12 protein-coding genes are annotated in these 13,544 nt (G+C 64.9%); 4 read left to right on the top strand and 8 right to left on the bottom strand.

All coding sequences use genetic code 11. From position 1 onward, the window contains the following. Nucleotides 1–39: 39 nt before the first annotated feature. From Q0949_RS17005 to Q0949_RS16990, 4 genes are all read left to right on the top strand, one after another. Nucleotides 40–621 carry a uracil-DNA glycosylase family protein gene (locus tag Q0949_RS17005; RefSeq protein WP_299375016.1) on the top strand — a complete coding sequence of 194 codons (582 nt, stop codon included), beginning with the start codon at nucleotides 40–42 and terminating at the stop codon, nucleotides 619–621. Between the two features lie 78 nt (nucleotides 622–699). Beyond that, a complete protein-coding gene (locus tag Q0949_RS17000; protein ID WP_299375013.1) occupies nucleotides 700–1,488 on the top strand; it encodes an SseB family protein in 789 nt (262 codons plus the stop codon). A gap of 155 nt (nucleotides 1,489–1,643) precedes the next feature. Further along, nucleotides 1,644–2,168: a YHS domain-containing (seleno)protein gene (locus tag Q0949_RS16995; protein WP_299375412.1), complete on the top strand. Its 525-nt coding sequence runs from the start codon at nucleotides 1,644–1,646 to the stop codon at nucleotides 2,166–2,168. A gap of 6 nt (nucleotides 2,169–2,174) precedes the next feature. Continuing rightward, nucleotides 2,175–2,687 (top strand): rhodanese-like domain-containing protein, encoded by a 513-nt coding sequence (locus Q0949_RS16990; RefSeq protein ID WP_299375010.1) that lies wholly within the window; start codon nucleotides 2,175–2,177, stop codon nucleotides 2,685–2,687. A gap of 42 nt (nucleotides 2,688–2,729) precedes the next feature. Here Q0949_RS16990 and mdoH read toward each other — a convergent pair whose 3' ends face one another. The 8 genes from mdoH to Q0949_RS16950 all read right to left on the bottom strand — a co-directional run bounded on the left by mdoH (nucleotide 2,730) and on the right by Q0949_RS16950 (nucleotide 13,517). Next, a complete protein-coding gene (gene mdoH, locus Q0949_RS16985; RefSeq protein WP_299375007.1) occupies nucleotides 2,730–4,583 on the bottom strand; it encodes a glucans biosynthesis glucosyltransferase MdoH in 1,854 nt (617 codons plus the stop codon). Continuing rightward, the gene (locus Q0949_RS16980; RefSeq protein ID WP_299375004.1) at nucleotides 4,580–6,136 is read right to left on the bottom strand and encodes a glucan biosynthesis protein G; all 1,557 of its coding nucleotides are present in this window, start codon (nucleotides 6,134–6,136) and stop codon (nucleotides 4,580–4,582) included. Before Q0949_RS16980 ends, mdoH begins: the two co-directional genes overlap by 4 nt. Beyond that, complete coding sequence (locus Q0949_RS16975) at nucleotides 6,112–7,374, bottom strand: OpgC domain-containing protein (RefSeq protein ID WP_299375001.1); 1,263 nt, start codon at nucleotides 7,372–7,374, stop codon at nucleotides 6,112–6,114. The genes Q0949_RS16980 and Q0949_RS16975 overlap by 25 nt, the downstream gene beginning before the upstream one ends. 68 nt (nucleotides 7,375–7,442) lie before the next feature. Continuing rightward, nucleotides 7,443–8,789 carry a tetratricopeptide repeat protein gene (locus Q0949_RS16970; protein WP_299374998.1) on the bottom strand — a complete coding sequence of 449 codons (1,347 nt, stop codon included), beginning with the start codon at nucleotides 8,787–8,789 and terminating at the stop codon, nucleotides 7,443–7,445. Nucleotides 8,790–8,968: 179 nt separating this feature from the next. Continuing rightward, complete coding sequence (locus Q0949_RS16965) at nucleotides 8,969–10,180, bottom strand: CoA transferase (RefSeq protein ID WP_299374995.1); 1,212 nt, start codon at nucleotides 10,178–10,180, stop codon at nucleotides 8,969–8,971. Then, entirely contained in the window at nucleotides 10,167–11,816 is a 1,650-nt protein-coding gene (locus Q0949_RS16960) for a thiamine pyrophosphate-binding protein (protein ID WP_299374992.1), read from the bottom strand. The genes Q0949_RS16965 and Q0949_RS16960 overlap by 14 nt, the downstream gene beginning before the upstream one ends. A 130-nt stretch (nucleotides 11,817–11,946) precedes the next feature. After that, a complete protein-coding gene (locus Q0949_RS16955; RefSeq protein ID WP_299374990.1) occupies nucleotides 11,947–12,522 on the bottom strand; it encodes a GcrA family cell cycle regulator in 576 nt (191 codons plus the stop codon). A gap of 89 nt (nucleotides 12,523–12,611) precedes the next feature. After that, on the bottom strand, nucleotides 12,612–13,517 hold the full coding sequence (locus tag Q0949_RS16950) for a DMT family transporter (RefSeq protein WP_299375409.1): 906 nt from the start codon (nucleotides 13,515–13,517) through the stop codon (nucleotides 12,612–12,614). Nucleotides 13,518–13,544: the final 27 nt, after the last annotated feature.

Here is a 13,544-nt window from a genome sequence, read left to right as displayed (position 1 = left end):
GTCCTCAAGGGTTTGGAACATAACAGAGGCCTTGCAGGAATGACGCGCGATTTTGACAGCCTGACGACCAAAATGCGCGCCTGCACCGTTTGCGAGGGGCTGCCACTGGGGCCGAACCCGATCTTTCAGCTGTCGGCGGGCGCACGTATTTTGATCGTGGGGCAGGCGCCGGGGCGGATCACGCATTACAAGAATCGACCCTTTGATGATCCGTCGGGCGAACGGCTGCGTGCATGGATGGGGATCGACCGGGATGCGTTCTACACCGACCCGCGCATCGGCATTTTTCCGATGGGCCTGTGCTTTCCCGGCAGCGCTCCCGGCGGGGATGCACCGCCCCGGCCCGAATGCGCCGCCACTTGGCGCGCGCCGGTGATGGAGATGCTGGAGGACGTCGAACTTACCCTGATCCTCGGGGCTTATGCGATCGCGTGGCACGCGCCCTACCTCAAGGGGTACTCCGTGCGGGACGCGGTGCGAACGTCGGGCGCGGGCGAGGACGGAGTGTTCGTCCTGCCGCACCCGAGCCCGCGCAACAATCGCTGGCTGAAGCAGAACGACTGGTTCGAGGCCGAGATCGTGCCACGGATCCAGCGACGGGTGGCGCGGCTGTTGCAGTGATCAGCCCCCTTGCCTCACCCGGCGTGGCGCAATACCCGGTGGGCACCAGACATCTGGCAGTGCGCAAGAGGGACAGACATGACGGATACGGCATTGGATCAGGCCCACGCGGCCATGGAGGCGGCACCGGACGAGGACGCGGCACGCCTGCGGTTCTTTGAGCGTCTGGGCGATGCGGAACTGTTCCTACTGCTGGAGTCGGAGGCCGAAGGGGATCAGGTCACGCCGCAAGTCTTTGATCCCGGCGCTGGCCCGCTGGTGCTGGTCTTTGACCGTGAGGAACGGCTGGCGGCTTTCGTGGGGGCCGAAGCCCCCTATGCCGCGCTGTCGGGCCGGGTGATTGCTGGCCTGCTGGCCGAACAGGGGCTGGGGCTGGGTTTGAACCTTGATGTGGCGCCCTCGTCCTTCCTGCTGGATGCGGACGGGGTGCGCTGGCTGGCCCAGACGCTGAGCCATGGGCCGGACGAGATCGAGGCGCGGTTGGCGGAGGTGTCGGCCCCGACAGGGTTGCCCGACGTACTGATTTCCGCGCTCGATACCAAGCTGGCGACGGCGACGGGGCTGGCGCATATGGCCTATCTGGTGGGCACGACGGACACCGATGGCGCGCGCGGCCACCTGCTGGCCGTGATTGGCGCGGCCCCCGGTGCCGAGGACGCGTTGGCCCGTGCGGCGGCGGAGGCGTTGACCTTTTCCGGGATCGAGGCGGGCGCGATGGATGTGGGCTTTTTCGATGCTTCCGACCCTGTGACGGCGCGGCTGGCGCGGGTGGGGTTGCGGTTTGACCTGCCGCAGCCTGCGCCCACATCCGCCCCGGCACCGTCCGCACCGGGATCCGATCCGGACCGCCCCCCGAAGCTGCGCTAGGGGGATCACGCCAGTCTGGCGCGCGGTCACATCGGCGCGAGCGGCCCTGCCAAGCTGGACAGGGCGCGCCTATTCTCGCAGTGTTGCCGAGCATGATGTGGGCCGGTGACGCGACATGACCCTCACCCGATGTCCCGGAGGACCAAAGCCCGATGATGAACCGATTTACCCTGACAGTTGCCGCCGCCGCGAGTGCGCTGACCATGGCCAGTGCGGCCTTTGCCGGCGATCAATATGTTGATGAGACAGGGTTTGCCGTGTCCGGTTACGACGTGGTTGCCTATTTCAGCCTGGATCAGAACCCGGTCGGCCAATCGCAGCCCGCCGCGGTGCCGGGTGAAGCGTCCATCACTGCGGACTACAACGGCGCGACCTTTGCCTTTTCGACCGAGGCCAACCGGGATGCGTTTGTCGCCAACCCCGCCAAATACGCGCCGCAATATGACGGGCACTGTGCCTATGGCGTGGCCCAGGGCGGCAAGGTTCCGGCCAACCCCTATCTGTGGCGTATTGTCGATGGCAAGCTGTACCTGAACATCACCGACGTCGTCGTGGGCTTTTGGGAAGAGGACATTCCCGGCAACCTGACCCTGTCGGAAAGCAACTGGGTGTCGCTGGACCCCACGCCAGCATCCGACCGGACCATCCCCAAATTCACCAGCACGGCCCCCAACAGTTGAGGCGACATGACACAAGACCCTGAGACCTCCAAGACCCAAGCCTCAGGCCGGGCCCCGGTGCGCATGTCGCGCCGGGGTTTTGGCATTGCAGCGGGCACCATGATTGTCGGCGGGGCCGTATTTGCCTCTCGCTGGTACAACATCTCCGCGCAGGCGGGGGTGGACGGCACGCTAAGTACACCTGATGCGCACCGCGCGGCCGTGTCGGGCGAGATTGTGCTGGTCGATATCCGCAGGCCGGACGAGTGGGAGCGCACGGGCGTGGGCGAGGGTGCCGTCACCATCGACATGCGCCGCGATGATTTCACGGATGTCCTGTTGCAACATACCGCCGGGCAGACGGACGCGCCCGTGGCCTTGATCTGTGCCCGCGGGGTGCGGTCGCGCCGGATGACCGAACGGCTGACCGCCGCCGGGTTCACGACCATCATTGATGTGCCGGAAGGCATGTTGGGATCAGGTGCGGGCCCGGGGTGGCTGAAACGTGGCCTGCCCACGGTGACCTGGGCCGCCGAGTGAGTGTGCGGGGCGTGCGCCTTGTGTGCGCCCGTCCTCGCCTCTCTATTCCGCAGCGATGTTCGGCGTGTCGATATGGGCGCGCAATTCCGCCCGCGCGGTGCGCGCGTTGGACACGATGGTCGGTTCGCGCAAGGTGAGCGGGTTGTCGAGGCTGAGCACGCGCGACATGGCCGATGCGGGCCGCGCGCTGAGCGCCGAGAGCGGCACGGCCAGCAGCAGGCTCGCCATGATCGGGAACAGCCACCACGACACAAGCCCGGCCAACAGACCGGCGAGCAACAGGATCCCAAGCATGGTCTCGACCCAGTGGAAGGCGGCCAGCGTGCGCAGGCTGCGGCGCTGGGCGTCGCGCGATTGCGGCTGCCAGCCCGATCCGCGTCCCGTCAGGGACCGCAGCACCGCGCGGGTCTGCTGGATCATCATGATCGGCGCATAGGCCACGGACAGGGCCAGTTCGACCAGCACAGCCGTCAGAAACGCCCTCCGCCCGCCAAAGAGGCGCGCGGCTTTGCGGTGGCTGGCGATGATGACCGCGCTGGTGATCTTGGGCGTCAGCAGCATCGCGTACATCACGACGAGGAAAATGGCGCTGTCGATATGGGTCATGGCGGGTGGCCAGTTCGGGAACAGCGGGTTCGCCTCGTTGAAATAGGAGATCACGTTGGTCTCTGCGTCGCGCCCGAGCAGGGCCCAGAACACCAGCAGCACGAACCACGCAGGTGACATCAGGTAGGCGGCGGCCCCTTGAAAGAGGTGAAAGCGGCTGACCGGGTGCAAGCCACGTGTCGCCAGCAGGCGCAGGTGTTGCAGGTTGCCGCGGCACCAGCGCTGGTCACGCAGCACGTAGTCGATCAGCGTGGCGGGGGTTTCCTCGAAACTTCCTGCGATGCGGGGCAGGAACCGCACGCGCCAGCCTGCGCGCCGCAAGAGAGAGGCTTCTACGAAATCATGGCTGAGGATCAGGTCGCTGCGGCCCGACAGGCTGCGCAGATGCGGCAGCCCCGCAGACGAAGCAAAGGCGCGGGTGCGGATGATGGCGTTGTGACCCCAATAGTTCGCCTCGGTCCGCGACCAGTGGGCCAGCCCTTCGGCCAGGAGCCATCCATAGGCCACGCCGGAAAACTGCTGCATTCGGCCAAAGAGGGTATTGGCGCCGATCAGTTGAGGAAAGCTCTGGATCAGGCCCGCCTGCGGGTCGGCGGCAAGCTCGGAGGCAAGGCGGTCAATGGCGCGTCCGGACATCAGGCTGTCGGCATCCAGAACCAGCATGGCCTCGTGATCGGCGCCCCAGCCGGTAATCCAGTCGACGATATTGCCGACCTTCTTGTCGGTGTTGTCCGTCCGGCGGCGGTAGTGCACGGGAAACGGTGCCTGGGCCTTGAGCGCCTGAAACGCCCGCCATTCTTGGGCGGCGATGGCGTCGTCGCGCGTGTCGCTCAGCACAAAAAGCGCGTAGCGGTGGCCGCCGCGCTGTTGGGTCAGGTCCTGCAACATCGCGGCCGCGTTCCCAAACACATCCCACGGCGTTTCGTTGTAGACCGGCACCAGAAGCGCCACGTCAAGCGGCGGCGCATCCGGCAGGGTGTCTGCGGGTTCAAGCCGCCCGGCCAGACCTACGGCCACAGTGGACACCGACAGGGTCACCCACACAAAGGTCATCCCGATCAGCACCAGCAGCACATATTCAAACCCGGTCATGCCCGCCGTCTCGAACAGCCCGTGCAGCGCCCAGACCATCAGCCCGGTAATCACCAGCGCAGGCAAAAAGACCGCGACGCGCCACAGACGATCATGAGCTCCCACGGTCGGGACCGCCGCAACAGGGGCCACGTCAAAGTTCTGCTCTGGCATATCCAGAGGCGCCTTTGGCGGCATATCGCGGGGGGATGTGGTCACGATTGGGTCCACCGGTACAGCCAGACCTCGCTGAGCGCCTCGCCATCAAGGCGCAGCTGCGCCCGGAACTCGGCCCAGGTCGCGTCGCCCGGCATGAATGTGAACGCCAGACGCGGCCCGCCGGTGGCGGGGTTGCGTTGAATGATGCCCTCGGTCACTTCGCCCGCGCTTGACCGCACGAGGCGGTCAACCTTGCCCAGATCCGTTGGCACGTGATCGGCATTTTCGAAGTCGATGGCAAAGATGCGCCCGCCCTCGGGTCGCCCACCCGCTGCGGTGTTCAGCACGCGCAGTGGCATGGCCGCCTTGGGTGCGGGATCGGATCCCCAATCAAGCTGGTAGGTGATGCGATGCGAGCTGCCTGCCTCGATGTCCGCAGAGGGACGCCAGTAGGCGACAATGTTGTCATAGATTTCGCGGTCGGCGGGGATCTCGACCAGTTGCACGTTGCCGCGCCCCCAGCCCTCGCCCGGTGTCACCCAGAGGCCCGGACGGCGGTGATACAGCGCCTCGAGGTCGTTGAAATCCTCGAACTTGCGCGCCCGTTGCATCAGGCCAAACCCGCGCGGGTTGTTATCGCCAAACGCACTGATCTGAAGTGTGAGCGGGTTGGCGAGAGGACGCCAGATCACTTCGCCCGCGCCGTTGTGGATCATCAGCCCGTCATTGTCGTGCACGGCGGGACGGAAATCGTCAAAGCGTTGGCGGTCCATGTCGTCGTAAAGGAACATGGATGTCAGCGGTGCGATCCCCACATGGGTCAGCGTGCTGCGCGCGAAAATCTCGGCCTCGACGCGCATTTTCAGGGGCTGGCCGGGCATGATCTCGAACCGGTAGGCACCTGTGCAGGACGGGCTGTCGAGCAGCGCGTGCAGGACAATCTCGGCTGCACCTGCCAGCGGGCGTTCGAGCCAGAAATGGGTGAAGTCGGGAAATTCCTCGCCCGACGGATCGCCGGTTTTCAGGGCAAGGCCACGCGCGGACAGACCATAGATGTCGCCGGTGCCGATGCCACGGAAATAGCTGGCGCCCTGAAAGACCGCGTATTCCTCGTAAATGCCGGGCTGGCGCAGTTCGGCGCGCAGGCGCAGGCCGGAATAACCCAGCGTGTCATCGATTGGCACATCGGGGAATTTGTCAGTGGTGTCGAACACGCCCATGTCAAAGCGGAGCGGGCGCGCCTGATCGCCGTCCACCACATAGGTGCGGATGGCCCGTGGAAAGTAGAGGCCGGGTGGGAACACGTCGACGCGTTGTGGTGCGTCGGACCCTTCCCAGAGAGCATTGCGACTGTCGAACCAGATCTTGCGGTACTGGTCATAGGTCAGGTTGCGCCACGGCTCGGGGATGAGCGGGCGCGGTGTGTAGGCGCGTGCGGCCATTTCGCGTGCCATGTCGGCCACGTCGGACGGCGCAAATGCAGTCGCATCACCCAGTTGCAGGCCGGGTTCCGCGGCTTCCTGCGCCCAGGATGCGCGGGGTGCGGCGGCGAGGGCTGCAAGGCTGGCAAGGAATTCGCGTCTCAGCATCAGCGGGCCACCTTTGGTTTCCATGGGGTCGTCTTGAACCATCCTGCCAGATAGGCTGTGAGGATCAGGCATCCACAGCCGAACGCATTTACGGCCAGAACGGTTCCGGTGTCGCGGCCCAGCATGTCCATGGCAAAGCCGTTGAAGCGCGCCACGAAGATCGACACCACGAAGACGGCAAGAGACTGTTGGCCCACCTTGAGGATCACGGCAAGGATACCGCCCCAGATGCGGCCCAGCGTACTGACGCCCGCGCGGATGCGATTGCCCTTGTCCCCTGCGATGACCCAGGCGAGGTAGGCCAGTGACAGGAACTGCACATAGCGCAGGATGCCGAAGTCGGTCTTGGAGATCCACTGGCGGTTCTCGACCCGCCATTCGCGGGCCCAGTCAAAGCCAAACTCGCGCACGCCGATATTGGAGAGCGGCACATTGGCCAGTACGATGAATGCGGTCAGCCCGATGAGGATCGGTGTCACGGGTGGCTTGGGGATCCAGCCGCGCATGAACGCAAAGCCGGTGAAGAACACCAGTTGCCAGCCGAACGGGTTGAGGAACCAGCGGCGCTGCCAGTCGTCACTGCCGACCCAGGGTTCGGCGGTAAAGTTCAGGTAGGGCAGGCCGAGCGCCTCGGTGAATGCGCGTTGGCCAAAGAACCACAGCGTCAGGCTGGCCGCGGCGAGCAGGCCGATATGGATCCTGCCCAGCACGATCACCACCGGCATCATCGCGAGAATCACCATGTACATGGGCAGGATGTCGAACAGGTTCGGCACCCATTGCAGCGTCATGAACCTGAACAGCATGTCCGGCGTTTCCCAAAGGCCTTCGGAGTGTTCGACAAAGAGCATCCAGAGGTTCAGCTGGCCCCAGTAGTTGCGCGTGGTCGCATCGAGGTTGGTCAGGAACGCCAGCATCGCGGCGGTCGCAAAGAAAAGGCCGATATGCGCCCAGTAGACTTGCCAGATGCGGTAGATGACGCGCGCCGTCCCCAAGAGCCACCCGGCCCGGTCAAAGGTTGCGCCGAAGGCAATGGCCGAGGCCATGCCGGAACAGAAGACAAAGATCTCGGTCGCGTCTGAAAATCCGAACCGCGCAGGGATCCACGAGGTCAGGAAGTTGCCCGGCGTGTGGGCAAAGAGGATGATGAACATCGCCAGCCCGCGAAAGAAATCCAGCCGGATGTCGCGCACGCGGACGGGTGCCGCGGCGGCGGCGGCGATGGGTGCGGCGGGGCTCTGAGTAGGATCGGCAAAGGTCATGGCCGGTGTTTAGTCTTCTTTGGTCAAAGAGTCAGGCCCGACGCGCAGTCACGTCGGGCGCGCGCGGCTTACTGCGCGGGGATGCGGCGAGCATCGCTGATATTCGCCAGACGTGTGGCCGAGAACCGGTCGATGGCACCGGCACGGCGTGCGATCCGGTCCTCGAGAAGGGCTTCGGTCGCGTCATACATCCCAGAGCGCAGGCCCGCATCGATGGTCATGCGTTCGAACACGTCGCGCTGGGCGTGGCTGCCGCCGATGGTCTGCATGCCCGGGCGGGCCGCGGCCAAATTGCGGAACGCGTCGTCATAGCGCCCTTCGGCAAAAGCGTTGAGCCCGGTCAGGGCGGCCTTGCCCGGATCGGCCACGCGGGCGGGCATTTCGCCCTGGCGCGCGGCATCCACGGCAAAGCGTGCGGCCAGCGACGACTGTGCGCCATCGCGTCCCGCGGCACCCAGCGCCAGTTGGTAATGCAGATCGGCAAAGACGAGGCAGCCATCGTCAGTCCGCCCCTGGGCGAAATCGGCCAGTTCGTCCCAGCGGTCGCCTACGGCTGTGCCTTCGAGCTCAAGCCGCATCAGCAGGGACGTTGCATTCGCAATGTCGCGGTAGTCGTCGGTCTTGTCGGCGCGGATCTGTTGATCATAGAGGGCCAGAACGATGTCATTCTCGCCGCGGTCGAGGTGCAGAAGCGCCTTGTGCCACCACACGTGGTAGCGGAAGTTGTTGCAGTGATCCCAGGCCGCGCAGTTGTTTTCAATCAGTGCGATGCCGTGATCGGGGCGGGCGGTCATGTCGTAGACGTGGGCCACCGCGTGCAGGCCCCATGCGTCGTCCGTGGCCAGTTGCAGACCCTTGAGGCCTGCGGCTTCGGCTCCGTCATAGTCGCCTGTTTCTTCCAGTGTGAACGCATGGCAACCATGCACGTAGCCTTCGAGTGCGTGGCCCTTGTGCGCGTCCAGCACGTTTTCGATCGAGGCGCGCATGCCCACACCGTCACCGAGGATGAAACGGATTGCGTGGCTGACCTTGGCCGACAGCGTATCGGTGGGATGTTCTGCCAGAACACGCTCCATCGCGGCGATTGCACCGGACGGGCGACCGTCCAGCCATTCGCCCAGCGCGCGCACCCAGAGGCGTTCGCGGGCGGTGCCGCCCGAAGTGGCAAGGGCTGCGACAGCGGTGGTGCCTGCCTCACGCGCCACGGCGTTGAGTTCCTTGCGGCCCATCATCAAGGAAAACAGCCCCTTGGCTGCGTGCCCCATCGCAAAGTCCGGTGCGCCGGACAGCACCGCACCCAGATGCGTCGGAGTGGCGGTTCCATGGGCCATGAAGGCGCGGATCATGCCGTTCCATTCGGCAACCAGCTCGGGGTCGTCCAGGCTGACCGGGGCTTGGCAAATGTCGTGCAGCATGCGTGCGGTACCTCTTACGAAAGTTGTTGCATCGGGTGTACTGCATCTAGGCCCGATTGGTACTGATTGTCGGGCCGACACACGCAACCGTGAAGGGTGGTGGGCGGTTCCGTGACCAAAACGTGAGCGCGCATGCCCCAAGCAGGCGAAAAACGGCCAAAGCGCTTGGGAACGGAAGGCTAATCTTGCTTTTTTTGAGACGCCAATGTTGCAAGAACGGCGTCTGTATCCTGCCCAAAGCGCGGCGGAGGCCGCCTGTAACGGACTGGTGTGGCGGAAAATTTCAGGGGATTCGCCAAAAGCTGCACTGCGCCGTCCGCCACGTCGTCGCGTGGAACATCCACCACCGTGCCACGCGCGCGCGCCTGATCCGACCCGAGCGCCTCGGCGACATCATGGATCGGGCCGCAAGGCACCTTGGCCGCGCGCAGGCGGGTCAGGATATCATCCTTGGTCAAGGTCGCCAGCTGCATGCGCAGCGCGGGGATCAGAGTGGTCCGGTTTTCGATGCGTAGTAGGTTCGTGGCAAACCTGGGGTCGGCCCCCAGTTCGGACGCGCCGACCGCATCGCAGAACCGCACGAATTGCGCGTCATTGCCCACGGCGACCAGAACGTGGCCGTCGCTGGCCTCGAACGCGTCATAAGGGACGATATTGGGGTGGGCATTGCCGCGCCGTTCGGGCACCTGCCCACTGGTCAGAAAGTTGCACCCTTCGTTGATCAGCCACGCCATCTGGGCGTCCACAAGGCTGAGGTCGATGTGCTGGCCCTCGCCGGTGGCATCGCGGTGACGCAAGGCGGCAAGGATGCCGATGGTTGCGTACATGCCGCACATCACATCCGCGATGCCGACGCCAACCTTCATCGGCGCGCCATCCGGGGCCCCGGTCAGTGACATGATCCCCCCATAGCCCTGCGCCATGAGGTCATAGCCGGGCTGGTCCCGGTTCGGCCCGGTCTGGCCAAAGCCGGAGATGGAGCAGTAAACGAGACCCGGATGCGCGGCGCACAGCGTCTGGTGGTCGAGGCCGTATTTGGTCAGGCCGCCGGGTTTGTAATTTTCAATCACCACGTCGGCGCGCGCGGCGAGTTGCCGGATGGTGTCCTGTCCATCCTCGGTGGAAAGGTCCACGGCGATGGATTGCTTGTTACGATTGGCACACATGAAATAGGCGGACAGGTCCGTGGGTTGACCGTCGAGCCCCTTGGCATAGTTCGGTCCCCATCCGCGCGTATCATCGCCGCCCGTTTTGGGGTTTTCCACCTTGATCACGGTAGCGCCCAGATCGCCCAGCATTTGTGTGGCGGTGGGGCCAGCCAAGATGCGCGACAGGTCGAGAACAAAGAGGCCGTCCAGCGCGCCGGGTGTGCTTGCGTCAGATGCGGCCATCATAGGCCCCCCGGTCGATCACGGCGGCGATGACGGTAAAGCCATCGGCGTTCTGTGCGGCATCCAGTGCGGCGCGCAGTTCGTCGCGCGAGGTCACCGTGTGCCCGGCACCGCCAAAGGCGCGGCCCATCGCGGCAAAGTCGTGTTTGGCGAAATCGACGCCTGCGTTGGTCAGTTGCCGCTGGCGCTGTTTGAGTTCGATCAATGCGAGGGACGCGTCAACGAAGACGACAAAGATCGTCTTGAGGCCGAGTTCGGCCGCGGTGGACAACTCGCCAGCGACCATCAGGAACCCGGCATCGCCGGAGAAGCTGACGACGGTGCGGTCGGGGTCGGCGACTTGTGCGCCCATGGCCAGCGGGATGGCGCAGCCCATCGTGCACAGCGCCGAAGATTGCATCAGGCCACGCGGTTCATAGCACTGCCACATCTGGCTCAGCAGGATGCGGTGCGCGCCGCTGTCGGCCGTGGCGAGCGTATCGCGCGGCAGGACCGCGCGGCAGGTGTCGATGACGGCGGCGGGGCCCCATGGATCATCGGTCGGAAAGGCGGCATCGAGATCAGCCTTGGCCGTCGCGATGTCACCGTCTGTCCAGGTGTCGCGGGGAGCTACTCCGTCCGAGATCGCACTCAGCGTCGCGGCGCAGTCGCCCACCACATTGACGGAGGCCTGGTGCATGTAGTGGTGGTTTGGTTCGGCAGTAATGTCGAACATCGTCTGGATGCCCGGAAAGTAGAAATCGCGCCAGCCGGTGCGCATCTCGATCGGGTCGTAGCCCAGGCCGATGATCAGGTCGGCGCGCTGGACCAGCGGCAGCAGGATCTTGTCCGCCTTGGGCGACAGGCCCGCCCCGCCCAGCGACAGGGGGTGATCCTCGGGCAGCAGGCCCTTGGCCTTGTAGGTGGTGATGACAGGCACATTATATGTTTCGACAAAGGTGCGCAGTTGCTGCGCCATGTCCCGGCGGCGGGTATCAAAGCCCTGGTTGATCGCATCGACACCGACAATCAGCACGGGGCGCTGCGCCTTTGCCAGCTGCGTGCGCATGTCCGCGAGCACGTCTGGGGCGGGCACGGTGGGTGTGGCAACCGCCCGGCGCGCCGGGATTTCAGGTGTCACGGGCGTCACCGCGACCGTGATGGGGACATCGATATGGACCGGACCGGGGCGTCCCTCGGTGGCGATGCTGACGGCCTTGTCCGCAATCACATGCGCCGCACCGGTGTTGAGCGTGAACGTCGCCTTTGTGATCGGGCGGAACACCTGGGTCTGATCGAGCACCTGGTGGGTATAGGTCTGCGCCTCGTCCGCGTCGACGCACCCGGCCAGAACGATCATGGGCACCCGGTCCTGATGTGCGTTGGCGACCGCGTTCACGCCGTTCAGCGCGCCGGGACCAACAGTCGCCACCAGAATGCCCGGCGCGCCGGTACGGTGCCACGCCCCTTCGGCCATGAAGGCGGCGGCATTTTCGTGTTTGCACAGAATGAACCGGATACCGGCACGCTCCAGCGCATCCACCAGTGTCAGGACTTCTCCGCCGGGCATGCCAAAGGCCAGACGGCACCCGGCATCGTAAAGCCGCGATGCCAGCACATCAGCAGCGCGTGGCGGGGTAGGGGGCAGGTCTCGCATGAGGTGGGCCTTCTGGTCGGTTCGCGTCACCGGGCCTTCCTGTCACGGGACGGGGGTGACGCACAACTCACACCTGCGTGGCGCATTGTTTCAATACGCGGCGCGCGTCCCGTTTCCCGGCGATGTGGTATCAGCGGCGGCGATCCCGGCGCGACGACATCGGCTGGAACGCCACGCCCACATGCGCCTCGCAATAGGGTTTGCCCTGTTGCACAGGCAGGCCGCAGAACCAGAAATTGTCTGTCGCCGGATCACCGACCGGCCACTTGCACGTCCGCTCGGTCAGTTCCATCAGGCTGATCTTCTTGGCCTTCTTCTCGATCTCGTTGACCTTGGCCAAGGCCTCGGGGCTGATCTCGTTGGCCGAGGGTTGCGGCGGCAGGGGCTGGCCTGCGGGAATGATCTGCTTGCGGGCAGGCAGGGTGGATTTCGTCTCGGGCGCGGGCACCGGTTTGATCGCTGGTTCGGTCTTGGGCTGCACCTTTGGCTCGGCCTTGGCCTTGGGGGCGGGCTTTGGCTTGGCTTCGGCCTTGGCCGGCGATGCGGCCCCGCCGCTGCCTGCGCGGTTCGACAGACCGAGCCGGTGCACCTTGCCGATCACGGCGTTGCGGGTGACGCCGCCCAGTTCCTTTGCGATCTGGCTCGCGGATTGCCCCTCGCCCCACATTTTCTTGAGTAGTTCAACGCGCTCGTCGGTCCAGGACATCGGCAGGCTTTCCTAGCTAAAAGGCGGCCTCCCGAGGGGCCGCCCTGAAATTTCGTGTCAGCCATCTATTCTAGTCACATGCGGCGAAGTTACAAGGGAGCTTGGTCAGGTTCGCGCCGCTGTCTGCGCCCTTCGCGCCATGCCAGCAAAAGCGCGCCCGCGATGATGATCGCCGCGCCCAGGATAGTGATGTGATCGGGGATGACGCCGTAGAACAGGATGTCGTAAAGGGCCGCGAAAATGAGGGTCCCATAGCTGAACGGCGCGACAAAGCTGGCATCGGCCCGTGCCATCGCGTTGACAAAGCAGGTCTGCGCCACGGCCATTGCTCCGCCGATCCCGGCCATCAACGCCCATTGCTGCGCGGTGGGCGCGGTCCAGACCCAGATCACCGCCAGACCGGCCACGATCATCCCCAACAGGTTGTTCACGACGAGTATGGAAAACGGGCCTTCGCGCCCGGTGAGTTTCTTGATGATGCTCAATTCGAACCCCAGCACCATCGCCGCCCCCAGCGCCAGAAGCGCCGCTGGTTGAAAGCTGGCCGGTGTGGGCCGCAAAAGGATCATCGCCCCGGCAAATGCAATTGCCGCCGCCAACCAGCGCCACTTGCCCACCCGCTCCCCCAGAAGCGGAATGGCAAGGATCATCCCGAACACCGGGTTGAGAAAGGAAATCGCCGTGGCATCGGCCAGCGGGATATAAACGACACTGGCAAACATCAGCGTGACACCCAACCACCCGGACACCGTGCGCGCCAGATGAAGGCCCAGATGCGGGCGCTGGAACTCGGGCCGCAGGATCGCAGCGGCCGTGCCCAGTGCCAGAAAGGCGAAAACAAAGCGGCCAAAGCTGATCTGGAACGGATGCAGCGGCGTGCCGAACTGGTCCGTGCCAAGCGCCTTGGCAAACAGCGTTGTGGCCGCGATGAACGCACAGGCAATGCAGATCAGCGTGGCGGCCAGCGCAGGGTTTTGTGCCTTGGGCGAAAACATATGCGCCATCTGCGCCCCTCTCCGCAC

Source organism: uncultured Tateyamaria sp. (assembly GCF_947487805.1).
GTDB lineage: Bacteria > Pseudomonadota > Alphaproteobacteria > Rhodobacterales > Rhodobacteraceae > Tateyamaria.
The sequence above is the reverse complement of the archived record's forward strand: the minus strand, read 5'-3'. Positions and strand labels throughout refer to the sequence as shown.

Coding starts and splice junctions, on each gene's coding strand:
- Q0949_RS17005 (WP_299375016.1), top strand. CDS start 40: ATGACGCGCGATTTTGACAGCCTGACGACCAAAATGCGCGCCTGCACC.
- Q0949_RS17000 (WP_299375013.1), top strand. CDS start 700: ATGACGGATACGGCATTGGATCAGGCCCACGCGGCCATGGAGGCGGCA.
- Q0949_RS16995 (WP_299375412.1), top strand. CDS start 1,644: ATGAACCGATTTACCCTGACAGTTGCCGCCGCCGCGAGTGCGCTGACC.
- Q0949_RS16990 (WP_299375010.1), top strand. CDS start 2,175: ATGACACAAGACCCTGAGACCTCCAAGACCCAAGCCTCAGGCCGGGCC.
- Q0949_RS16980 (WP_299375004.1), bottom strand. CDS start 6,136: ATGGAAACCAAAGGTGGCCCGCTGATGCTGAGACGCGAATTCCTTGCC.
- Q0949_RS16975 (WP_299375001.1), bottom strand. CDS start 7,374: ATGACCTTTGCCGATCCTACTCAGAGCCCCGCCGCACCCATCGCCGCC.
- Q0949_RS16970 (WP_299374998.1), bottom strand. CDS start 8,789: ATGCTGCACGACATTTGCCAAGCCCCGGTCAGCCTGGACGACCCCGAG.
- Q0949_RS16965 (WP_299374995.1), bottom strand. CDS start 10,180: ATGGCCGCATCTGACGCAAGCACACCCGGCGCGCTGGACGGCCTCTTT.
- Q0949_RS16960 (WP_299374992.1), bottom strand. CDS start 11,816: ATGCGAGACCTGCCCCCTACCCCGCCACGCGCTGCTGATGTGCTGGCA.
- Q0949_RS16955 (WP_299374990.1), bottom strand. CDS start 12,522: ATGTCCTGGACCGACGAGCGCGTTGAACTACTCAAGAAAATGTGGGGC.
- Q0949_RS16950 (WP_299375409.1), bottom strand. CDS start 13,517: ATGTTTTCGCCCAAGGCACAAAACCCTGCGCTGGCCGCCACGCTGATC.